The sequence below is a fragment of the Micromonospora sp. LZ37 genome, assembly GCF_059359015.1.
The window spans coordinates 21,237-42,725 of sequence record NZ_JCADBL010000008.1 but is presented as its reverse complement, the minus strand read 5'-3'; the positions used below and the strand labels follow the sequence as shown (position 1 = coordinate 42,725).

Here is a 21,489-nt window from a genome sequence, read left to right as displayed (position 1 = left end):
ATGTCCGTACCGAGATACCGGAAGGCTGCGGCGTTCGCGCTCGTGGCCGGCCTGGGGCTCAGCCTCACGGCTTGCTCCACGAAGGGTGACGACGCCACGACCGATGCCGGCGGCAAGGTCACCATCACCGTCGACTGCCAGCCGGTCGGCTCCCAGAAGGAGCTGCTGAAGAACTGGAACGACGACGTCGCCGAGTTCCAGCGGCAGAACCCCGACATCGTCGTCAAGAGCGTCAGCGTCGGCGAGCAGTGCAACAACCCGCCGGACTTCGCCGCCCGCCTCGCCGGCGGCACCGTGACCGACGTGTTCTACGGATACATGACCGATCTCCAGCAGGTGCTCGACTCCGGTCAGGCCATGGACATCACCGAGTTCGCCACCAAGGAGACGATCCCGACCTGGGACAGCGTCGACCCGGCGCTCAAGGAGGTCTTCAGCGACGGCGGCAAGCTCTACGCCGTCCCGGTGAAGAACTACTCGATGGGTCTGATCTACAACAAGGTCCTGTTCCAGCGGGCGGGGCTCGACGTGAACAACCCGCCGAAGACGTGGGCGCAGGTCCGGGACGCGGCCAAGAAGATCTCCGCGCTCGGCAACGGCGTCGCCGGCTACTCGGAGTACAGCGCCGGCAACACCGGAGGCTGGCACTTCACCTCCCTGCTCTACTCCCAGGGTGGGCAGGTCCTGACCGGGGACGGCAAGAAGGCCGACTTCAACAACGCGATGGGCCGGCAGGTCCTGCAGAACCTCAAGGAGATGCGGTACGGCGACAACAGCATGGGCTCCCGCCAGCTGCTGCAGTGGGGCGACCTGCTGACCAACGCGGGCGCCGGCAAGGTCGGCATGTTCATCGGCGCGCCGGACGCCACCCAGGCGATCGTCAGCCAGTTCCAGGGCAGGTTCCAGGACTGGGCGATGGGCCCGCTGCCCGGCCAGGACGGCCCGGCAAAGGCGACGCTCGGTGGTGGCGAGGGCTACTTCTTCAAGAAGGGCCTCACCCCCGAGCAGGTCAAGGCGGGTCTGAAGTGGATCGCCTACCAGAAGCTGACGCCGGGCAAGGGCCAGTTCGACTACGTCCGGGCCAAGCCGCAGAACTACCCGGTGGGCCTGCCCCAGCCGCTGCTCTTCACGGCCGGCAGCGACGCGCAGAAGCAGGAGGTCGAGCTGCGCAAGGCGAACGCGAACCTCGACACCACGAACTTCGCGGTCTTCGAGGCGAACCCGGTACCGATCAAGGGCGAGCCACGCAACGCGCAGGCAATCTACGCCGTACTCGACGCCGCGATGTCCGGTGTGCTGACGAACCCGAACGCCAACATCGACGCGCTGCTCAAGACGGCCGAGGACAAGGTCAACCAGCTGCTGGCCGCCGAGAGCTGACCCGGTGGGTGGGGGCCGGCACGCCGGCCCCCACACCCCGCGCCGCACCGTCCGGTCACCGACTCTCGCAGGAGTTGCCTTGGCGATCACCACCGTCCCGGGTGCCACCAGAAACCCGGGCCGCGCAGCGCCGCCGTACCCGGCCGGGCCGGGGCGCACCAGCCGCGGCCGCAAGGTACGGGACAACCTCACCGGGCACGCGTTCCTGATCGGGGCGTTGCTCTGCTTCGCGGTCTTCTCCTGGTACCCGATGGTCCGCGGCGTCGTGATGAGCTTCCAGCGCACCCGGCGTGGCGAGACCACCTGGGTGGGCTGGGACAACTACGCCCGCATCCTCGACGACCCCAGCTTCTGGACCGCCTGGCGGAACACGCTCCTCTTCACCGTCCTCGCGCTCCTGCTCGGGTACGCGGTGCCGTTCTTCGTGGCGATCCTGCTCAACGAGTTCCGCCACGCCACGGGCTACCTGCGGATCCTGGTCTACCTGCCGGTGATGCTGCCGCCCGCCTCGGCGCTCTTCCTCTTCAAGTTCTACGCGTACGACCCCAGCGACGCGGGACTCTTCAACGCGATCCTCAAGGCACTGCACCTGCCGACGTCGCAGTGGATGCAGTCGCCCGAGATGACGATGCCGGCGATGGTGATCGCGTCGACGTGGATGAACATGGGTGGCGCGGTGCTCATCTACCTGGCGGCACTGCAGAACATCCCCGGCGAACTCTACGAAGCGGCCGAGCTCGACGGCGCGGGCGTCTGGCGGCGCATCGTCCACGTGACGATCCCGCAGACCCGGTTGATCCTCGCGCTCCTGGCGATGCTGCAGATCGTCGCCACGATGCAGTTCTTCATCGAACCACTGATCCTCGCCAACGGTGCGGGTGCGGAGGATTCCGCGACCTCGGTGGCGTACCTCATCTACCAGCACGGGTTCTTCCAGAACGATCTCAACGGTGCCGCGGCGCTCGGCGTGATCATGCTGGTGGTGCTGGCCGGCTTCTCCGCCGCCTACCTGCGGCTGAGCGCGAAGCAGGACTAGGACGGGGCGAGGAAATGGCACAGGACTCCGGGACCCGGACCCTCATCTCCCATGCCCAGCTCAGGCGGGGGCGGGGCAGGTTCATCTACTGGACGCTGCTGGCCGGCGTCGTCGTGGGCTTCACGCTCGTCTTCCTCGGGCCGCTCTACTGGATGGTCACCGGCGCGCTCAAGTCCGGCCAGGAGATCGCGCAGACCCCGCCCACGCTGGTGCCCCAGGATCCGCAGTGGCAGAACTACGCCGACGCGTGGAACAACCTGGACCTCGCCAAGCTGTTGTTCAACACCTTCTACTACGCGGCCGGCGCGGTGCTGTTCCAGCTCGTGCTCGACACCGCCGCGGCGTACTCCCTGTCGAAGCTCCGACCGATCTTCGGCAACGTCATCCTCGGCCTGATGCTGGCGACGCTGATGATTCCCGCGATGGTCCTCATCGTCCCGCAGTACGTGACCGTGATCGACCTGCCGATCCTGCACGTCAACCTGCTCGACTCGCCGTTCGCGATCTGGCTGCCCCTGGTCGCGAACGCGTTCAACATCTTCCTGCTGAAACGGTTCTTCGACTCGATTCCCGAAGAGCTGATGGCGGCGGCCCTCATGGACGGGGCGACGCCGCTACGCACGCTGTGGTCGATCATCCTGCCGATCTCCCGCCCCATCCTCGGCGTCGTCTCGATCTTCGCCGTGACGGCGGTCTGGAAGGACTTCCTCTGGCCGAAGCTGGTCATGCCGTCGCCCGAGACCCGGACGGTCAGCGTCGGCATCTACGCCTTCTCGGGTGGCACTCCCATGAACGTCGTGATCGCCGCGTCGGTCATCGCCGCGCTCCCGACCGTCGTCATCTTCCTGATCTTCCAGCGGAACATCATGTCCGGTCTGACCACAGGCAGCCTCAAGGGTTAGCCCTGAAGACCTTCAGAAAGCAGGTGCCTGTGTCCACAGCAGACGGTGGCCCGTGGTGGCGTGGAGCGGTGATCTACCAGGTGTATCCCCGTAGCTTCGCCGACGGCAACGGCGACGGCATCGGCGACATCGCCGGCATCCGGTCCCGGCTGGACCACCTGTCCGCGCTCGGGGTCGACGCCATCTGGTTCAGCCCCTGGTACCCCTCCCCGATGGCCGACGCCGGCTACGACGTGGCCGACCACCGCGACATCGACCCGGTCTTCGGCACCCTCGCCGAGGCGGAGGCGCTGATCGCGGAGGCCCACGCGCTCGGCATCCGGACCATCGTCGACGTGGTGCCGAACCACTGCTCGGCCGCGCACCCGTGGTTCCAGGCCGCGCTCGCCGGTGGGCCGGGCGCGCCCGAGCGGGACCTGTTCTGGTTCCGTCCCGGCCGGGGCCCGAACGGCGATCAACGACCCACCGACTGGGTCGGCGAGTTCGGCGGCGAGACCTGGACCCGGACCACCAACCCCGACGGCACCCCCGGTGACTGGTACCTGCACCTGTTCACCCCCGAGCAGCCGGACTTCAACTGGGACCACCCCCGGGTGCGGTCGGAGTTCGAGGACATCCTGCGGTTCTGGTTCGACCGGGGAGTGGACGGCATCCGCATCGACTCGGCCGGCCTGCTCGTCAAGGACGGGACGCTGCCCGAGACCCTGCCGGACCGGCCGCACCCGTTCCGCGACCTCGACGGGGTGCACGAGATCTACCGCGACTGGCGGCGGATCGCCGACTCCTACCCCGGCGACCGGGCACTGATCGGTGAGGTGTGGATGCCGGACCGGCAGCGGTTCGCCAACTACCTGCGCCCGGACGAGCTGCACGCGGCGTTCAACTTCGACTTCCTCGGCTGCGCCTGGGACGCCGACGCGCTGCGCGAGAGCATCGACGGGACGTTGAGCGCGCACGCGCCCGTCGGCGCCCCGGCCACCTGGGTGCTCTCCAACCACGACGTCACCCGACACGTCACCCGGTACGGCCGGGAGGACACCACCTTCAGCTTCGCCAAGAAGCGTGAAGGGATCTTCTCCGACCTCGAACTCGGCACCACCCGGGCCCGTGCGGCGGCGCTGCTCTCACTCGCGCTGCCCGGTGCCGCCTACGTCTACCAGGGTGAGGAACTCGGGCTCGCGGAGGTCGAGGACATTCCCCCGGAGCTGCGTACGGACCCGATGTGGCCGCGCTCCGGCTACGTCGACCCGGGCCGGGACGGCTGCCGGGTGCCGTTGCCCTGGTCCGGCGAGGAGCCCCCGTTCGGCTTCAGCCCGGACGGGTCCGCGTCGCCCTGGCTGCCGCAGCCGGCCGACTGGAAGGACCGGACGGTGCGGGCGCAGACCGGCGACGCGCACTCCATGCTCGAGCTGTACCGGGCGGCGATCGCGATCCGGCGGGCCGACCCGGCGCTCGGCGACGGCGACCTGCGCTGGCTGTCCGCCCCGGCCCGGGTGCTCGCGTTCAGCCGCGGCGGGGGCTTCCGCTGCCTGGTCAACCTCTCCGACGCGCCGGTGCCGCTGCCGGCGCGGGGGCTGCTGCTCCTGGCCAGCGGACCGCTCGACGACGACCTGCTGCCGCCGGACACCGCCGTCTGGCTGCGTACCCCCGAGAAGTCCGTGGTCGGACCCGAACCGGCCTGACGTCACGCCTCGGTGCCGGCGGCCCCGTCCCTGCCGCCGGCACCGAGCCACCCGGCCGGACCGACCGGCCCGAGCCCGAGAGGAGGTGCCCCGCCCCACGCCCAGCCGTACCGCACGGGGGGACCTGCACCAGCCACGAAAGGGAGAGCCTCGCTCATGCCCGAGCACGCCACCGCCGTCCCGCGCCCACCCCGAAGAGTCCGCACCCGCGCGGGGGCCGCCGCCCTGGCCGCCGCCCTCGTCGCCGCCTCGCTCACCGTCGTCACGCTGACCAGCACCGCCACCCCGGCCCACGCCGCCGGGCTGTCCCCCTTCGACATCCCCGGCCGGGGCGCGACCGTCCCGTTCGTCGAGCACGAGGCGGAGGAGGTCGCGCACAACGGCACGAAGATCGGCCCGGACCGCCGCTACGGCACGCTGCCGTCGGAGGCGTCCGGCCGGGAGGCCGTCACCCTCGACGCCGTCGGCGAGTACGTCGAGTTCACCCTCACCGCGCCGGCCGACGCGGTGACCTTCCGCTACAGCCTGCCGGACAACGCCGCCGGCACCGGCCGGGACGCCAGCATCGACCTGCGGGCCAACGGCGCCCTGGTCAAGGCCGTCCCGGTCACCTCCCGGTACGGCTGGTACTACGGCGGCTACCCGTTCAACAACAACCCCGGCGACACCAACCCGCACCACTTCTACGACGAGACCCGGACCCTCTTCGGGACCACCTACCCGGCCGGCACGAAGATCCGCCTCCAGGTGTCCTCGACCGCTCAGTCGCCGACCTTCACCATCGACCTGGCCGACTTCGAGCTGGTCGGCGCGCCGATCGCCAAGCCGGCCGGCGTCCTGGACGTGGTGGCCGACTTCGGCGCCGACCCGACCGGCGCCACCGACTCCACCGCGAAGTTCCAGGCCGCCGTCGACGCCGGCCGGGCGCAGGGGAGGACGGTGTGGATCCCCACCGGCACCTTCACCCTCTGGGACCACGTCGTGGTCGACGGGGTGACCCTGCGCGGCGCCGGGCCGTGGCATTCGGTGCTCGGCGGCCGGCACCCCACCGACCGCAAGCGGGCGGCCGGCATCTACGGCAAGTACGTCCCCGGTGGCGGCTACTCCGGTGAGATCCGGCCGCACGAGGCCGGCGGGCCCAGCCGCAACGTCACCCTGCGGGACTTCGCGATCATCGGCGACATCCGCGAGCGGGTCGACGAGGACCAGGTCAACGCGATCGGCGGGGCCATGACGAACTCGGTCGTGGACAACGTCTGGATGCAGCACACCAAGGTCGGCGCCTGGATGGACGGGCCGATGGACAACTTCACCATCCGCAACAGCCGGATCCTCGACCAGACCGCCGACGGGGTGAACTTCCACTGGGGCGTCACCAACTCCACGGTGACCAACACCTTCGTCCGCAACACCGGCGACGACGCGCTCGCCATGTGGGCGCAGACCGTGCCGAACGTCGGCAACTCGTTCACCTTCAACACCATCGGCGTGACCATCCTGGCGAACCACCTGGTCACCTACGGCGGGCGGGACATCCGGATCACCGACAACGTCACCGCCGACTCGGTCACCAACGGCGGCGGGATCCACGTCGCCAACCGCTATCCCGGGGTCCAGGGACCGACCGCCGTCTCGGGGACGATCACCGTCGCCCGTAACACCCTGATCCGCAACGGCAACTCCGACTACAACTGGCAGTTCGGCGTCGGCGCGATCTGGTTCTCCGCGCTCAACGAACCGATCCAGGGCGCGGCGATCGCCGTCACCGACACCGACATCCTGGACAGCTCGTACGCCGCGTTGCACTGGATCGAGGGCGCCACCAGCGGGATCAGCTTCACCAACGTGCGCATCGACGGCGCCGGCACGTACGCCCTCCAGGTGCAGGCGCCCAGCCAGGTGTCCTTCACCAACGTGCGCGCCACCGGGATCGCCCAGGCCAACCCGATCCACAACTGCGTCGGCAGCGGCTTCCAGATCACCCAGGGCGCCGGCAACTCCGGCTGGTACACCGCCACCCCGTACTGCGGGCCGTGGCCGGAACCGCGGTGGGGCGGCGGCCCGACCAGCCCGCCGCCGACCACCCCACCGCCCACCACCCCACCGCCCACCACCCCGCCGCCCACCACCCCGCCGCCGACCGGCGGGAACCTGGCACTCGGCCGGCCGGTGGTCGCTTCCAGCGCCACCCAGAACTACGCCGCGACCAACGCGGTGGACGGCAACGCCGCCAGCTACTGGGAGAGCGCCAACAACGCCTTCCCGCAGTCGCTGACCGTCGATCTCGGCGCGGCGCGCTCCGTCGACCGGGTGGTGCTGAAGCTCCCGGCCGGCTGGGAGCGGCGTACCCAGACGCTGTCGGTGCTCGGCTCCACCGACGGGTCATCGTTCGCCACGGTGAAGCCCTCGGCCGGCTACCCGTTCGACCCGGCCGGCGGCAACACCGTGTCGATCCCGCTCCCGGCGGGTGAGCGCCGGTTCGTCCGGATCACCGTCACCGGCAACACCGGCTGGCCCGCCGGCCAGGTCGCCGAGTTCGAGGTGTACGGCGGCACGACCACCACGCCCCCGCCCACCACGACGCCCCCGCCCACCACCCCGCCGAGCGGCAACCTGGCGGCCGGGCGACCGGTCGCCGCGACCAGCCACGCCGACGTGTACGTCGCGACCAACGCGGTCGACGGCAACGCCGGCACCTACTGGGAGAGCGCCAACAACGCCTTCCCCCAGTCGCTCACCGTCGACCTGGGCGCCGCCCGACCGGTGTCCCGGGTGGTGCTGAAGCTGCCACCCTCGTCGGCCTGGCAGACCCGCACCCAGACCCTGGCCGTGCTCGGCTCGACCGACGGCACGACCTGGACCACCCTGAAGCCCTCGGCCGGCCACACCTTCGACCCGGCCGGCGGCAACACCGTGTCGATCGCGCTGCCGGCCGGTGACCGCCGGTTCGTCCGCCTGACCTTCACCGGCAACACCGGCTGGCCCGCCGGCCAGCTCTCCGAGTTCGAGGTCCACGCCACCTGACCGGTGCGGCGGGACTCCGGCCGACGGACGGAGTCCCGCCGCCCACTCGCCTCACCGCACACGCCTCTCCACGTCCCCGGAAGAAGGTGTACCCCCACCATGTCCAGATTCCGTACCCGCATGATCGCGGTGCTCGCCGCGGTCGGCCTGGCCGTCACCGCGGCCCCGGCGCCCCCGGCCGCCGCCGCCGGCGGCCCGAACCTCGCCGCCGGCCTCAGCGCCACCGCCAGCAGCACCAACGGTCCGTACGTCACCGCCAACCTGACCGACGGCAACCAGGGCAGCTACTGGGAGAGCGGCGGCGCCCTCCCGCAGTGGGCCCAGGTCGACCTCGGCGCCAGCCGGTCCATCGACCAGGTGGTCCTGAAGCTGCCCGCCACGTGGGAGGCGCGTACCCAGACGCTCTCCGTGCAGGGCAGCCCGGACGGCAGCGGCTTCACCACCATCGTCTCCTCCGCCGGCCGATCCTTCAGCCCGGCCAACGGCAACACCGTGACCATCGGCTTCCCCGCCACCAGCACCCGGTTCGTCCGCATCGCGCTCACCGCGAACACCGGTTGGCCCGCCGCCCAGCTCGCCGAGGTGGAGGTGTACGGGGCGGCCACCTCGTCGACCAACCTGGCGCTCGGCAAGGCGATGGCGGAGAGCAGCCACGCCGACGTGTACGGCGCCGGCAACGCCAACGACGGCAACGCCGCCAGCTACTGGGAGAGCGCCAACAACGCCTTCCCGCAGTGGATCCAGGCCGACCTGGCGGCCACGGTGAACGTCAACCGGCTGGTGCTCAAGCTGCCGGCCGGCTGGCAGGCGCGTACCCAGACGCTGACCGTGCAGGGCAGCACCAACGGGTCGACCTTCAGCACCCTGGTCGCCTCGGCGGCGTACGCCTTCGACCCGGCCGCCGGCAACACGGTCACCGTCACCGTGCCCACCGCGGCCACCCGTTACGTCCGGCTGCTCATCACCGCCAACACCGGCTGGTCCGCCGGGCAGCTCTCCGAACTGGAGGTCTACGGCCCGGCGGCCGGGGACACCCAGCCGCCCTCGGCGCCGGGGAACCTGGCCTTCACCGAACCGGCGACCGACCAGGTCCGGCTGACCTGGACCGCGTCCACCGACAACGTCGGGGTCACCGGCTACGACGTGTACGCCAACGGCGTGCTCCGGACCAGCGTCAACGGCACCACGCTGACCTTCACCGACACCCAGCCGGCCGGCGCGACAGTCGCGTACCACGTCCGGGCCCGGGACGCCGCGGGCAACCAGTCGGCGAACAGCAACACGGTGACCCGCACCGGCAACACCGGCGACACGGTGGCGCCGACCGCGCCGGGCAACCTGTCCCACACCCGGCCGGCCGCCGGTCAGATCCGGCTGACCTGGACCGCGTCCACCGACAACGTCGGGGTCACCGGCTACGACGTGTACGCCAACGGCACGCTCCGCGGTAGCGTCAACGGCTCGACCCTCGCCTGGACCGACAACCAACCGGACACCGCCACCGTCTCCTACTTCGTCCGGGCCCGGGACGCGGCGGGGAACGTGTCGGCGAACAGCAACACGGTCACCCGCGAGGGCACCACCCCGGGCGGCGGCAACCTCGCCGTCGGCAAACCGATCACCGCCTCCTCGACGGTGCACGTCTTCACCGCGGCGAACGCCAACGACGACGACGTCAGCACCTACTGGGAGGGCGCGCCCGGGGCGTACCCGAGCACGCTGACCGTGGCGCTGGGCGCGAACGCGCGGATCAGTTCCCTGGTGGTGAAGCTCAACCCCGACCCGGCCTGGGGTCCGCGTACCCAGACCTTCCAGGTGCTCGGCCGCGACCAGTCCGCGTCCGGGTTCAGCACGCTGGTCGGCGCGGCCACGTATTCGTTCGCTCCGACCAGCGGCAACACGGTGACCATCCCGGTCTCGGCGACGGCCGCCGACGTCCGGCTCCAGTTCACCGCGAACTCCGGCTCCACCAACGGGCAGGTGGCCGAGCTCCAGGTGATCGGCGTCGCGGCGCCGAACCCGGACCTGACCGTCACCGGCCTCACCGCGTCGCCCGCCGCGCCGGTCGAGACCGACACGATCACCCTGTCGGCCACCGTCCGCAACGCCGGCACCTCGGCCTCCGCCGCCACCGCCGTCGGCCTCTACCTGGGTACGACGAAGGTCGGCACGGCCGCCGTCGGCGCCCTGGCCGCCGGCGCGTCCACCACCGTCTCGACGAGCATCGGCCCGCGCAACGCCGGCCGGTACGAGCTGGTCGGCAAGGTCGACGAGGCGAACACGGTGATCGAGCAGGACGAGGCGAACAACAGCTACACCAGCCCGACCGCGCTGACCGTCAGCCCGGTGTCCAGCTCCGACCTGGTCGCCTCGGCGGTGACCTGGTCGCCCGGCACGCCGAGCGCCGGCGCCCCGGTCAACTTCGCGGTGACCCTGCGCAACCAGGGCACGGTCGCCTCGGCGAGCGGCGCCCACGGCATCACGCTGACCGTGCTCAACGACCAGGGCACCGTGGTGCGCACGCTGACCGGCTCGTACAGCGGCACCATCGCCGCCGGGGCGACCGCCGGCCCGGTCGACCTCGGCACCTGGACGGCGGCCAACGGCCGGTACACCGTCCGGGTGGTGCTGGCCGACGACGCCAACGAACTGCCGGTGAAGCGGCAGAACAACACCAGTGAACGGTCGCTCTTCGTCGGCCGCGGGGCGAACCTGCCGTACGACATGTACGAGGCCGAGGAGGGCTCGGTCGGCGGCGGGGCGCGGGTGCTCGCGCCGAACCGGACCATCGGCGACCTGGCCGGTGAGGCGTCCGGCCGGCGGGCGGTGACCCTCGACAGCACCGGCGCGTACGTCGAGTGGACCACCAAGGCGCCGGCCAACGCCCTGGTCACCCGCTTCTCCATCCCGGACGCGCCGGGCGGCGGCGGGATCGACTCGACGCTGAACATCTACGTCAACGGGGTGCTGCACAAGCCGATCAGCCTCACCTCGAAGCACATCTGGCTCTACGGCGCGGAGGCCAGCCCGAGCGACTCGCCCAGCGCGGGCCCGCCCCGGCACCTCTACGACGAGGCGAACGTGCTGCTCAACTCGACGGTCCCGGCGGGCAGCCGGATCCGGTTGCAGAAGGATCCGGCGAACGGCACCACGTACGCCATCGACTTCATCAACCTGGAGCAGGTCGCGCCGCGGGCGAACCCGGACCCGGCCCGGTACGCGGTGCCGAACGGGTTCGGCCAGTCCGACGTGCAGAACGCCCTGGACCGGGTCCGGATGGACACCACCGGCAACCTGGTCGGGGTCTACCTGCCGGCGGGCACCTACGAGACCGCCCAGAAGTTCGAGGTCTACGGCAAGGCGGTCAAGGTGGTCGGCGCGGGCCAGTGGTTCACCCGCTTCCAGACGCCCACCACGCAGCAGAACACCGACGCCGGCTTCCGGGTGCAGTCCTCGGCGAGCGGGTCGTCCTTCGAACACCTCGCGTTCTTCGGCAACTACACCGTCCGGCAGGACGGGCCGGGGAAGGTCTGGGGTGAGCTGAAGGACGTCGACAACATGACGCTGGACAACGTCTGGGTCGAGCACACCGTCTGCGCGTACTGGGGGGTGGGCGTCAGTGGTCTGAAGATCACGAACAGCCGCTTCCGGAACACCTTCGCCGACGCGGTGAACATGACCAACGGCAGCACGAACAACCTGGTCGCCAACTCGGAGGGCCGGTCCAACGGGGACGACGCGTTCGCGCTCTTCTCGGCCACCGACCAGGGGGCGTCCGAGGCCAACCACGGCAACGTGTTCGAGAACCTGACCGCCACGCTGACCTGGCGAGCGGCGGGTGTCGCGGTGTACGGCGGCTACGACAACGTGTTCCGCAACCTCTACATCGCGGACATGCTGACGTACTCCGGCATCACGATCAGCTCGTTGGACTTCGGCTATCCGTTCATCGGGTTCGGGGCCAGCCCGCCCACCCGGTTCGAGAACATCTCACTGATCCGGGCCGGTGGCCACTTCTGGGGCGCACAGACCTTCCCGGCGATCTGGGTCTTCTCGGCGTCCAAGGAGTTCCGCGGCATCCGGGTGTCGGACGTCGACATCGTCGATCCGACGTACTCCGGGATCATGTTCCAGACGAAGTACACCGGCGGCCGGCCGGAGAACCCGATCACCGACACGGTCTTCACCAACGTGTCGATCTCCGGGGCGCGGCGTAGCGGTGACGCCTTCGACGCCAAGTCCGGCTACGGCATCTGGGTCAACGAGATGCCCGAGGCCGGACAGGGCCCGGCGGTCGGCTCCGCCACCTTCGTCAACCTCCGGCTGAGCGACAACTACCAGGACATCCGGAACACCACCAGCACGTTCACGATCAACCGAAGCTGAGCGACGAGGGAGCGGGGTGGTCCCGGCCGGCGCCGCGCGGCGCCGGCCGGGACCGCGTCCGGCTCCGGCCAGCCCCTGGCCGACGGCACGATTCGTCCTGACAAGCGGGGGCTCCCGGGCCGTGGCCCGGGAGCCCCCGCGGTGGTGGGCCGGTCAGGGTGCGGACGTCACGCGTCGAGGGACATCCGGGATCGGCGGACGATCATCCGGGCCGCCGCGCCGACGACGATCAACGCGGTACCGGTGCCGAGGAGCCACCACAGGCCGGACGCGTCGCTGCCGGTGACGGGCAGGATCGGGGTCGGGCTGACCGTCGGGGGCTGCGTCGGCTGACCCGTCGGCGCGGCGGTCGGCTGGGTCGGAGACGGCGTCGGCTGGGTCGGAGACGGCGTCGGTTGGGTCGGGCTCGCGGTCGGCGACGGGCCGAGCGGGCGCTCGCAGCGGGCCTCGGCGAGGATGACGGTTCCGACCGGGATGTTCAGCAGCGGGCCGCCGACGACGGTGCCGGTCAGTCGCAGGGTGGCCAGCACGGCGATGGCGGTGGCGCCGTCGGCGGTGACGGTCTCCACGTTGGTCAGGGTGGCGTTCAGGGCGGCGCCGGTCAGTCCGGGGACGGTGACCGCGGCGCTGGCGCTGACACCGGGGGTGTTGGGGAGCAGGTCGACCGGCTCACCGAACAACTCCAGGCCGGTGAAGGTCGTGTCGGCGGACTGCGCGCCGACCTGGGGGCAGGTGACCGCGGCGGTGATCGCCTCCGCGTCCAGGACCGGGGTGCCGAGCACGGCGAGGGCCACGTCGGCGATCTCGGCGCTGGCGGACGAGGCGGTGGCCCCGCGGGTGGCGGTCACCTCGACCACGGTGCCGGAGGCGGTGACGCCGAGGGCGCCGGGGATGGTGATGGCCAACGCGGTGTCGCTGTCCGTGCCGCCCCCGGCGGGCGCGGTCGCGGTGCCGATGACGGCCCCCGCGGTGATCACGGGAACCCCCGCCACCGTGGCGGCGAGGCCCACCACCACTCCTCGGGCACTGGCGTCGCCGGGTTGTGCGAGCGCGGGGGTGCCGATGGACGCCACCACACCACCCGTGGCCGCGATCGCCAGCGCAGCGGTGGTGGAAAGTCGCCGGATTAGTTTCACGTTCTCGCCTCTACTCGATCGATCCCCTCTCGACTGTCGAGAAGGCAGGTCCGACGCTATCGACATAGAAGGTATTTTTCGGGCAAATAAGACAACAGATCCAAGCAGATTGTTGTTCGGATTTCCCGACCAGGGGGCTCGATCCGCCAGCCTCCTGCTCCGTCCCGTCACGTTTGTGGCCGGTAGCCGAGGGTAGCCAGTTGCCTCCGCCACGGAAGGACATGGCATGGTCGAGCTGAAGTTCTTCGACAAGGTCGCCGCACGGGCGGGCGTACCGCCGGAGACGGCGCAGTCGCTGACCGAGGCCACTCTGAGCACCCTGTCGCAGCGGATCAGCGGCGGCGAAGCGGCGGCCGTGGCCGACCACCTCGCGGACCCGCTGCGTGCGCTGCTGGTCAAGGGCACAGAGGACGCAGAGCCGTTCGGGTACGACGAGTTCCTGCGCCGGGTGGCGGACCGCTCCGGAGTGGAACGCGCCGTGGCGGAGCGGGGCGTGCGCGCCGTCCTCCAGACCATGCACCGGGTGGTCGGGCATCGCGAGTTCCAGCGGGCCATGGCGCAGCTTCCGGCGGATCTGCGGGCGCTGGCCGAACCCCTGCCGCACGGCCCCTGACCGGCCCGACGCCGCACCACCACGAACTTGTCACCACCAGCGCAACGGCCTGGCACCGACCGGTACCCCGGTCGCCGGGCCGTTCGCGTCGGGCTGACCCCTCCCTGATCCGGCGGCGCCGGTGCTCCGGGCGCTGCCCGACAGCGTCCGGCGGCGGCGGAACGCCCCCGACTGCGCCCCGGCGGCGGCGGAACGCGCCCCCGGTGGCCCCGAACTGCGCCCCGGCTGCGCTTCGTGCCGGGGCGCCAGCTGCCACCCCGTGCTGCCGGCGGCGGGCCGGGCCGGCCGGTCGCGCCGGGCCGATGGGCGGGTGATCCCGGAGCCGCCCGATCAGGGGCATCCCGGAGCGGTCCCGGAACTCGGCCCGGGCCGCTGGCAACGCCGCTGATATGAAGTCACGCTACTGGTACCGACCCCACCGGAGGTGCCACCGTGACCGCACGACGACCCCTGGCCCGCGTGCTCGTCGGCGTGCTCGCCGTCGTCGCCGTCCTCTGCTGCGGCGGCGTCGCCGTCGGCGGCTGGGCGTTCGCCCGCGCCGGCACCGACACGGTGGGCGAGGTCGACTTCGTCCGGCCGCTCGCCGTACCCCCGTTGGCGGCCTCCCGGGTCGACGGGCAGGGGCGGCGGGTGTTCGACCTGCTCGCGCGCGAGGGCGGTCGCGACTTCCGCGGCGACGGCCGGCGTACCCGCACCGCCGGGTTCGACGGCGACTTCCTCGGCCCGACGCTGCGTGCGAAGCGGGGGGAGCGGGTGGTGGTGAACGTGGTCAACCGGCTCGCCGAGGAGACCAGCGTGCACTGGCACGGAATGCACCTACCGGCCCGGATGGACGGCGGCCCGCACCAGACGATCCGCCCGGGCGCCACCTGGTCACCCACCTGGACGGTGGACCAGCCGGCGGCGACCCTCTGGTACCACCCGCACCCGCACGGCGCGACCGAGGAGCACGTCTACCGGGGCCTGGCCGGCCTGTTCCTGCTCGACGACGACCGCGAGGCGGCCCTGCCGCTGCCCCGCCACTACGGCGTGGACGACATACCGGTGATCGTGCAGGACCGGAGCTTCTCGGGCAGCGGCCAGTTCCGCAGGACCCGCAACAGTATCTCCAGCGTCGGCGTGCTGGGCGACACCCTGCTGGTCAACGGAACCGTCGGGCCGTACCTGGACGTCACCACCGAGCGGGTCCGGCTGCGGCTGGTGAACGCCTCCACCGCGCGCCTCTACGACTTCGGCCTCGCCGACGGCCGCCGCTTCGACCTGATCGCCGGCGACGGCGGGCTGCTGCCGCGTACCGCCCGACTGGACCGGGTGCGACTCTCCCCGGGAGAGCGCGCCGAGATCGTGGTGACCGTACGCCCGGGGGAGCGGATCACCCTGCGCAGCACCGGTCCCGACCTGGGCGCCGGGGCGCTGGCCGACCGGTTCGCCGGCGGCCGGGACCGCTTCGACGTGCTGGAGCTGCGCGCGGCGGACCGCCTCGTCGCGTCGCCGGCGGTGCCCGACGCGCTGGCGCCGATGGACCGGCTCGACCCCGCGTCGGCCGCGACCACCCGCACGCTGGAGTTCCTGGGGCGCGGCATCAACGGCCGCTCGATGGAGATGGACCGGATCGACTTCGCCGCCACCCGCGACACCACCGAGGTGTGGGAGGTGGTCAACCGGGACGGCACGCCGCACAACTTCCACGTGCACGACGTGCAGTTCCAGGTGCTGACGGTCGGTGGCGAGGCGCCGCCGCCGGCGCTGAGCGGATGGAAGGACACCGTCTACCTCCCACCCCACCGGCCGATCCGGATCGCCCTGCGCTTCACCGACCACAGTGACCCGGACGTGCCGTACATGTACCACTGCCACCTGCTGTACCACGAGGACGCCGGAATGATGGGCCAGTTCGTGGTGGTCGCACCGGGCCAGTCCGTGGGCAGCCCGCCCCGGCACGGCGCCCACGCCCCGCACCGCTGAGCGGCGGCCGGCGAGGACGGGGGTGGCCGAGCGCCGCCGTGGCCCGGGTGTCCCCGGGCCACGGCCGGGCGGTCGTCACTGCCCGGCGACCGGCCGGTAGGAGGCGATGATCACGCCACTCTTCATGACCCGGGTGTCGGCCAGGGCGAGCGTGGTCGGCACGTCGCCCAGCGGGGAGGAGATCGACGGGCCGCCCTGGAGCACCGGGTGGATCCAGAACCGGACCTCGTCCACCAGCCCCGCCTTGACCAGGGCGTGGGTGACCACGCCGTAGCCGTACATCAGGATGTCCTTGCCCTCGCCGGCCTTGAGCTTGGTGACCTCCTCGATCAGGTCCCCCTGGAGCACCTCGGTGTTGTTCCACTCCGGGTCGGTCAGGGTGGTCGAGGCGACGTACTTCTTGACGCTGTTGAAGTAGGCCGCGCCGGTGGTCGGGTCGCTCTCGTCCATGTTCGGCCAGGCGGCGGCGAAGCCGTCGTACGTGCGGCGGCCCATCAGCAGCGCGTCGGCGGCGTCCGTCTGCTCGCCCGCGAAGGCCGCGGCCTCGTCGTCGAAGTACGGCATGGTCCACGCGGGGTTCTCGATGACGCCGTCGAGGGTGAGGTAGGTCGAGTTGATGATCCTGCGCATCGTGATCTCCTGGGATGTCCGGTCCGGGTTTCGGTGACACCCGGAACACTGCCAGAGCCCGCTTACGATTCGCTTCAGGTGCGCTTGCGACCGGCCGCCGGACCGGGTCAGCCGGCTGCCAGGACCGCTTCGACGCCGGCGCCGTCGGCCACGACCACCGTCTCGGCACGCAGCTCCTGGGGAAGGTCGTCCCGCTGGTCCTCGACGGTCAACATCGTGGGGCAGTCGGGCGGAACCACCACCGCGTCGGCCCGCCGGGCGAACTCGACCAGCAGGTCCAGCACCTGACCGGGGGAGAAGTGGCTGATCATCAGGCTGTCGAACTCCACGTCGGACAGGCCGCCGTAGAAGGTCGCGTCACCCCCGTCGGGGACCGTGACGTGCGCGCAACCGTACTCCGGCTCCAGCCGGTCGACGTACGGCCCGAAGACGGCCCCGAAAGCCGCCCCGGGCATCGGGGCCGGCCCGCCCGCGACGAACCGCTGCACCCACATCTGGTAGCTCACCACGCGACGGTATTCCATGGCCACGGCCGGGTGGTGCCGGCAGAAGTCGCCCGAGTGGCGCCCGGTCGAGCCGCCGACCCAGCCTCGGGCCGCCGCCGGCCGGTTCGAGGTTCGGCGGATGGCGCAGGAATCCCGGACGATCTCGCATGGTCGCTCGCGCGGCCCGGGTCTAGCGTTGCGGACCGGCGTCAGGGGGCGGTTCGCCGACTGACCCGTCCACGCCACCCGGAGCTGGGCGTCTGTTCCTCGGTGATGGGCGGTGGCCGCCAGTGGTGAGTCGAGCCGGAAGGGATCAGCAATGTCGTCCGATGATGTCGTCGCTCGCGCCGAGCGGGCGTACGAGTATTTCTGCCAGGGCCTGTCGACCGGTCGGTGGCAGGAGTTCTTCGGCCTCCTGGCCGACGAGGTCGAGGTGGTGTGGCCGTATCCCCCCGCCCAGGGGCGGTACGTGGGCCGGGACGGGCGGGACAAGCTCGTCCAGTTCTGCGGCCAGCTCGGCGGCGAGGGAAACCGGATCACCGAGATCCTGTCCGTGCGGGGGACGGCCACCGAGGACGGCATGGTCTTCGAGGACCACAGCCGCGGGGAGTTCTTCGGTCAGCCGTACGAGGGACGGCACAGCATCCGCCTCGTCGTGCGCGGTGGGCAGGTGGTGGGATTCCACGAGTACCTCGCACCGGTCTCCTGACCCTTTGGGCGGGCTCGGCGGGCCGGCAGCCGGGCGCCCGGCGGGTGTCAGCCCGCCGGGGCCGGTCGCGGCCGGTCGATCCTGGCCGCCGCGGTGAAGGCGTGCAGGGCGATCTCGGCGGACTGCTCCAGCTGAGCCCGCGACACTCCGGCGGCGGCATGGATGGCGTGGCCCTCGGAGACGACCATGACGAAGCGGGCGAGCGTCTCGGGGTCGCTCTCCTCGGGCAGGTCACCCTCCTCGACGGCCCGGACGAAGCGGTCGGCGAGCTGGCGTTCACCGGCCAGCCGGCTGGCGGCGAGGAACTCCGCGACGTTGGTGTTGTCGGTGCCGCAGGCGGTGCCGCCCTGGATGGACAGGCAGCCCGCGGGGCGGTCCAGGCGGGTCAGGGCCGCCACGTTGGCCCGCAGGAAGGCGGCGACCACCTCGTAGGCGGTGGGCTGGTCCAGGGCGTCGCGGGCGTAGGCCATCTCGGTCTCCGCGTAGCGGCCGACCGCCTTGCGGAAGAGCTCCTCCTTGTTGCCGTACGCCGCGTAGAGACTGGGCTTGTTGATGCCCATCGCGGCGGTCAGCTCCGCCAGCGAGGCGCCCTCGTAGCCGTGGCGCCAGAACACCTCCATCGCCCGGTCGAGCGCCTGCTCGTCGTCGAATGCGCGCGGTCTGCCCCGCTGGGTCACGGTGCCACCTCCATCTCGATGTCAGGGTAGCTCGGCACAACCGTCCGGTACAAAAATTTGTCGGCGGCTGCCCCGCCCTGCTAGTGTCCAATTCCTTACCTATTGGTACATAAGAGGGTCCCGCGGGCGCGCCGCGACCCGCCCCACCGCCAGCCGCTCGGCCACCCTGGCCGGGCGCCACCGTGACCAGGGAGCACCACATGACCGGACCGGAACCGCGCGCCGACGTGCGCGAGATGTACATGGCGCACACGATGATGCGCCGCGAGTTCACCCTGCTGCCGGAGCTCGTCCGCGGCGCCGCCCCCGGCGACCGGCAGCGCGCGGAGGTCCTCGTCCGGCACATCGAACTCATCGAGGGGGTGCTGTCCCACCATCACCACAGCGAGGACACCCACCTCTGGCCGAGGCTGCTGGAGCGCGGCGCGGCGGAGATCGCCCCGGTGGTGCGTCTCATGGAGCAGCAGCACCACACCATCGATGAGCTGACCGTCGAGCTGCGCGCGGCCACGGCGGCGTGGCGCGACACCGCCACCCGCGAGGCCGCACAGGCCGTCGCCGCCGTCCTCGACCGGATGCGCCCCGCCCTGGACGAGCATCTCCGGGTCGAGGAGGAGCAGGTCCTCCCGCTCATCGAGAAGCACGTCACCGCGAGCGAGTGGGACCGGATGGTCGCCGAGGGCGCGGGCGACACCCCGGTCGAGCTGCTGCCGCTGATGTTCGGGCTGATGATGTACGAGGGCGACCCGGAGGTGGTCCAGAAGGCGATCTCCCAGATGCCCGAGGAGGCGCGTCCGGTCATCGCCGGCGTGGCGGCGCAGGCGTTCGCGGCGCACTCCCGGACCATCCACGGCACCCCGACCCCGCCGCGCGTCGGCACGGCGTAGGGCGGGACCCCCCGGATCCCGTAGCGCCGGCCGTGCGCCGCCGGCGCTGCCCGAAGTTTGGCCCCCAGGGGCGGGGGAAGACACCGGCGCCGGTCGGCCCGACCCGGCCGGACAGGGCCTGTCCCGTCGGCAGCACCGTCGGTGCGGGCCTCGGCAACCCACCCGAGGAGGAGCGACGATGGCCGATGCCCGACGGAGCGAGACCGGGGCCACCACCAGGCCCACCTCCGCCCGGAAGGGCATCGGGGCCAGCAAGGCCCCGATGAACCGGAAGGCGGCGGCGAAGAAGGTCGCGACCGCCACGAAACGGGCCACCGGGGCGAGCGCGGCCAAGTCGCCGGGGGAGAAGCCCACCCCGACCACGGCCCGGGTGGCCCGGAAGAAGCACACCTCCGCGACGGCGGTCCCGGCGCGCAAGCCGACCGCGAAGGCGACGGCCGCCAAGAAGGCGACCGCCGCGAAGGCGCCCGCGACGAGAGCGCCCGCGAAGAAGGCGCCGGCGAAGAAGGCCACGCCCTCGCGGGCCCGCGCGACCACGGCGACCCGGGCACCGGCGAAGAAGGCCACCACCATGGAGTCCTTCGGCAACCGGCGGACCGTCCACAAGACGAACCGCTGACCCGGCTCGGCGCGGGACGCCGCCCCCGGGATCGGGAGCGTCACCCGCGTGGAGCGGCCCGGTGCCGGTCCTGCTTGACCCGGTAGAGGCGCTGGTCGGCCACCTGCATCAGGGCCTCGAGCGTGTTCCCGTCGTGCGGGGCCGTGGCCGCGCCGATGCTGACGCCCGTGTGGTGGCGCACCGCCGCACCGATCCGCGTCCGCACCGTCTCCGTGATCGCCGCGTCCGCGTCCACCAGGACGACGACGAACTCGTCGCCGCCGATCCGGGCGACCGCGTCTCCGTCGCGGAGCGCTCCTCGCACCGCCGCCACGGTCCGCTGGAGCAGCTCGTCGCCGGCGGCGTGCCCGAGCCGGTCGTTGACGAGCTTGAAGTCGTCGAGGTCCAGGCAGAGCAGGGACGGGCCGGGCCGGCCACCGCCGGGCAGCCGCCCGGCGAACTCGGCCAGGCCGCGCCGGTTCAGGGCGCCGGTGAGCGGGTCCAGCGCCGCGAGGGTACGCAGCTGGGCACGCTGCCGCGCCAGCATCCGCGCCTGCGTGGAACAGACCGAGACCAGGACCAGCATGCCCGCGACGTAGAGGAAGACGTGACCGGGCCGGGTCGGTTGGCCGGTGGCGGCGACGGCGAGGTACGCCCCGATGATCACCGCTTCGAGCCCCATCGTCAGCGGCAGGTGTGGCGTGTAGTTGGCGACGAAGACGGTCGTGGTCACGAAGCCCAGGGCGGCCGGTGACGCGGCCCCACCGTCCCAGTAGGCGCCCAGCGTCACCGCGACGAGCGCGATCAGCAGGATCGTGAACGAGACGCGGTATCCGGAGGCCTTCGTGGTCACCGTCCGCGCGGCCCAGATGCCCACGATGCCGGACGCCATCCCGCAGCCGTAGGCGGTGAGCATGAGGGCCCGGTTCGGTTCGTGGAGGGTGGTCAGGCAGTAGCCGATGGCCATGGCGTGCGACACGACGTGCAACGCCGCGCTGAGCAGCATCCTCCGGCGGCGCCCGTGCACCCGATCGTCCACCGCGGCGACGGCCCCGTGTCGCCGTCTCCAGGTGACGGGGCGGCGCGGCCGGTCGAGGTGAGTCGTGTCGGTGGTGCGTGTCGAGGCCGCTCCGAAGGCGGATGTCACCACCCCGACATTCAAGGGTGTGCGTCAGTTCACCGTCAATACCGGTGCGGTCACCGGTCGGTCGAACCGGGGTTCCACCCGTCCCGTGTTCCCTCCCGGTGGCGGCGCGGCTACCCGCAGCCACCGACGGCGCCCCGGGAGGGCCGGGGTGTAGGGCCGCGACCTCGGGGTACGTCCGTGGCCCGGCCGGCGACGGTCGGTGTCCGACGCCGAGAGGATCTCGCCTTGGGGG

16 protein-coding genes are annotated in these 21,489 nt (G+C 71.7%); 11 read left to right on the top strand and 5 right to left on the bottom strand.

Annotation, left to right across the window (positions count from 1 at the left end; all coding sequences use genetic code 11):
• From AC5L3Z_RS17550 to AC5L3Z_RS17525, 6 genes are all read left to right on the top strand, one after another.
• A complete protein-coding gene (locus tag AC5L3Z_RS17550; protein ID WP_494843310.1) occupies window positions 1-1,380 on the top strand; it encodes an ABC transporter substrate-binding protein in 1,380 nt (459 codons plus the stop codon).
• Window positions 1,381-1,459: 79 nt separating this feature from the next.
• Complete coding sequence (locus AC5L3Z_RS17545; RefSeq protein WP_494843308.1) at window positions 1,460-2,416, top strand: carbohydrate ABC transporter permease; 957 nt, start codon at window positions 1,460-1,462, stop codon at window positions 2,414-2,416.
• Window positions 2,417-2,430: 14 nt separating this feature from the next.
• The gene (locus tag AC5L3Z_RS17540; protein ID WP_494843306.1) at window positions 2,431-3,318 is read left to right on the top strand and encodes a carbohydrate ABC transporter permease; all 888 of its coding nucleotides are present in this window, start codon (window positions 2,431-2,433) and stop codon (window positions 3,316-3,318) included.
• Between the two features lie 29 nt (window positions 3,319-3,347).
• On the top strand, window positions 3,348-5,000 hold the full coding sequence (locus tag AC5L3Z_RS17535; protein ID WP_494843304.1) for a glycoside hydrolase family 13 protein: 1,653 nt from the start codon (window positions 3,348-3,350) through the stop codon (window positions 4,998-5,000).
• A 156-nt stretch (window positions 5,001-5,156) separates the two neighbouring features.
• Window positions 5,157-8,024: a discoidin domain-containing protein gene (locus AC5L3Z_RS17530; RefSeq protein ID WP_494843302.1), complete on the top strand. Its 2,868-nt coding sequence runs from the start codon at window positions 5,157-5,159 to the stop codon at window positions 8,022-8,024.
• 99 nt (window positions 8,025-8,123) lie between these two features.
• Window positions 8,124-12,410 carry a galactose-binding domain-containing protein gene (locus tag AC5L3Z_RS17525; RefSeq protein ID WP_494843300.1) on the top strand — a complete coding sequence of 1,429 codons (4,287 nt, stop codon included), beginning with the start codon at window positions 8,124-8,126 and terminating at the stop codon, window positions 12,408-12,410.
• Between the two features lie 167 nt (window positions 12,411-12,577).
• On the opposite strand, the gene AC5L3Z_RS17520 is transcribed toward AC5L3Z_RS17525, so the two are convergent.
• Window positions 12,578-13,546 carry a hypothetical protein gene (locus AC5L3Z_RS17520; RefSeq protein ID WP_494843298.1) on the bottom strand — a complete coding sequence of 323 codons (969 nt, stop codon included), beginning with the start codon at window positions 13,544-13,546 and terminating at the stop codon, window positions 12,578-12,580.
• 226 nt (window positions 13,547-13,772) lie between these two features.
• On the opposite strand from AC5L3Z_RS17520, the gene AC5L3Z_RS17515 reads away from it, so the two are divergent.
• Together AC5L3Z_RS17515 and AC5L3Z_RS17510 are read left to right on the top strand one after the other, a co-directional pair.
• Window positions 13,773-14,159, top strand: a complete 387-nt coding sequence (locus AC5L3Z_RS17515; RefSeq protein ID WP_494843296.1) for a DUF2267 domain-containing protein — start codon at window positions 13,773-13,775, stop codon at window positions 14,157-14,159.
• A 432-nt stretch (window positions 14,160-14,591) separates the two neighbouring features.
• Window positions 14,592-16,124: a multicopper oxidase family protein gene (locus AC5L3Z_RS17510; protein ID WP_494843294.1), complete on the top strand. Its 1,533-nt coding sequence runs from the start codon at window positions 14,592-14,594 to the stop codon at window positions 16,122-16,124.
• Between the two features lie 75 nt (window positions 16,125-16,199).
• Here AC5L3Z_RS17510 and AC5L3Z_RS17505 read toward each other — a convergent pair whose 3' ends face one another.
• Window positions 16,200-16,754: a dihydrofolate reductase family protein gene (locus AC5L3Z_RS17505; RefSeq protein WP_494843292.1), complete on the bottom strand. Its 555-nt coding sequence runs from the start codon at window positions 16,752-16,754 to the stop codon at window positions 16,200-16,202.
• Window positions 16,755-16,861: 107 nt separating this feature from the next.
• The gene (locus AC5L3Z_RS17500) at window positions 16,862-17,260 is read right to left on the bottom strand and encodes a hypothetical protein (protein ID WP_494843290.1); all 399 of its coding nucleotides are present in this window, start codon (window positions 17,258-17,260) and stop codon (window positions 16,862-16,864) included.
• A gap of 298 nt (window positions 17,261-17,558) precedes the next feature.
• Here AC5L3Z_RS17500 and AC5L3Z_RS17495 point away from each other — a divergent pair, with 298 nt between their 5' ends.
• Complete coding sequence (locus AC5L3Z_RS17495) at window positions 17,559-17,948, top strand: nuclear transport factor 2 family protein (RefSeq protein WP_494843288.1); 390 nt, start codon at window positions 17,559-17,561, stop codon at window positions 17,946-17,948.
• A 47-nt stretch (window positions 17,949-17,995) separates the two neighbouring features.
• Here the strand turns inward: AC5L3Z_RS17495 and AC5L3Z_RS17490 are convergent, their stop codons facing one another.
• Window positions 17,996-18,625: a TetR/AcrR family transcriptional regulator gene (locus AC5L3Z_RS17490; protein WP_494843286.1), complete on the bottom strand. Its 630-nt coding sequence runs from the start codon at window positions 18,623-18,625 to the stop codon at window positions 17,996-17,998.
• Window positions 18,626-18,825: 200 nt separating this feature from the next.
• On the opposite strand from AC5L3Z_RS17490, the gene AC5L3Z_RS17485 reads away from it, so the two are divergent.
• Window positions 18,826-19,512, top strand: a complete 687-nt coding sequence (locus tag AC5L3Z_RS17485; RefSeq protein ID WP_494843284.1) for a hemerythrin domain-containing protein — start codon at window positions 18,826-18,828, stop codon at window positions 19,510-19,512.
• Window positions 19,513-19,690: 178 nt separating this feature from the next.
• On the top strand, window positions 19,691-20,131 hold the full coding sequence (locus AC5L3Z_RS17480; protein ID WP_494843282.1) for a hypothetical protein: 441 nt from the start codon (window positions 19,691-19,693) through the stop codon (window positions 20,129-20,131).
• A 40-nt stretch (window positions 20,132-20,171) separates the two neighbouring features.
• On the opposite strand, the gene AC5L3Z_RS17475 is transcribed toward AC5L3Z_RS17480, so the two are convergent.
• On the bottom strand, window positions 20,172-21,149 hold the full coding sequence (locus tag AC5L3Z_RS17475; protein WP_494843280.1) for a GGDEF domain-containing protein: 978 nt from the start codon (window positions 21,147-21,149) through the stop codon (window positions 20,172-20,174).
• Between the last annotated feature and the right edge of the window lie 340 nt (window positions 21,150-21,489).

Coding starts and splice junctions, on each gene's coding strand:
- AC5L3Z_RS17485 (WP_494843284.1), top strand. CDS start 18,826: ATGACCGGACCGGAACCGCGCGCCGACGTGCGCGAGATGTACATGGCG.
- AC5L3Z_RS17515 (WP_494843296.1), top strand. CDS start 13,773: ATGGTCGAGCTGAAGTTCTTCGACAAGGTCGCCGCACGGGCGGGCGTA.
- AC5L3Z_RS17550 (WP_494843310.1), top strand. CDS start 1: ATGTCCGTACCGAGATACCGGAAGGCTGCGGCGTTCGCGCTCGTGGCC.
- AC5L3Z_RS17530 (WP_494843302.1), top strand. CDS start 5,157: ATGCCCGAGCACGCCACCGCCGTCCCGCGCCCACCCCGAAGAGTCCGC.
- AC5L3Z_RS17495 (WP_494843288.1), top strand. CDS start 17,559: ATGTCGTCCGATGATGTCGTCGCTCGCGCCGAGCGGGCGTACGAGTAT.
- AC5L3Z_RS17480 (WP_494843282.1), top strand. CDS start 19,691: ATGGCCGATGCCCGACGGAGCGAGACCGGGGCCACCACCAGGCCCACC.
- AC5L3Z_RS17525 (WP_494843300.1), top strand. CDS start 8,124: ATGTCCAGATTCCGTACCCGCATGATCGCGGTGCTCGCCGCGGTCGGC.
- AC5L3Z_RS17505 (WP_494843292.1), bottom strand. CDS start 16,754: ATGCGCAGGATCATCAACTCGACCTACCTCACCCTCGACGGCGTCATC.
- AC5L3Z_RS17540 (WP_494843306.1), top strand. CDS start 2,431: ATGGCACAGGACTCCGGGACCCGGACCCTCATCTCCCATGCCCAGCTC.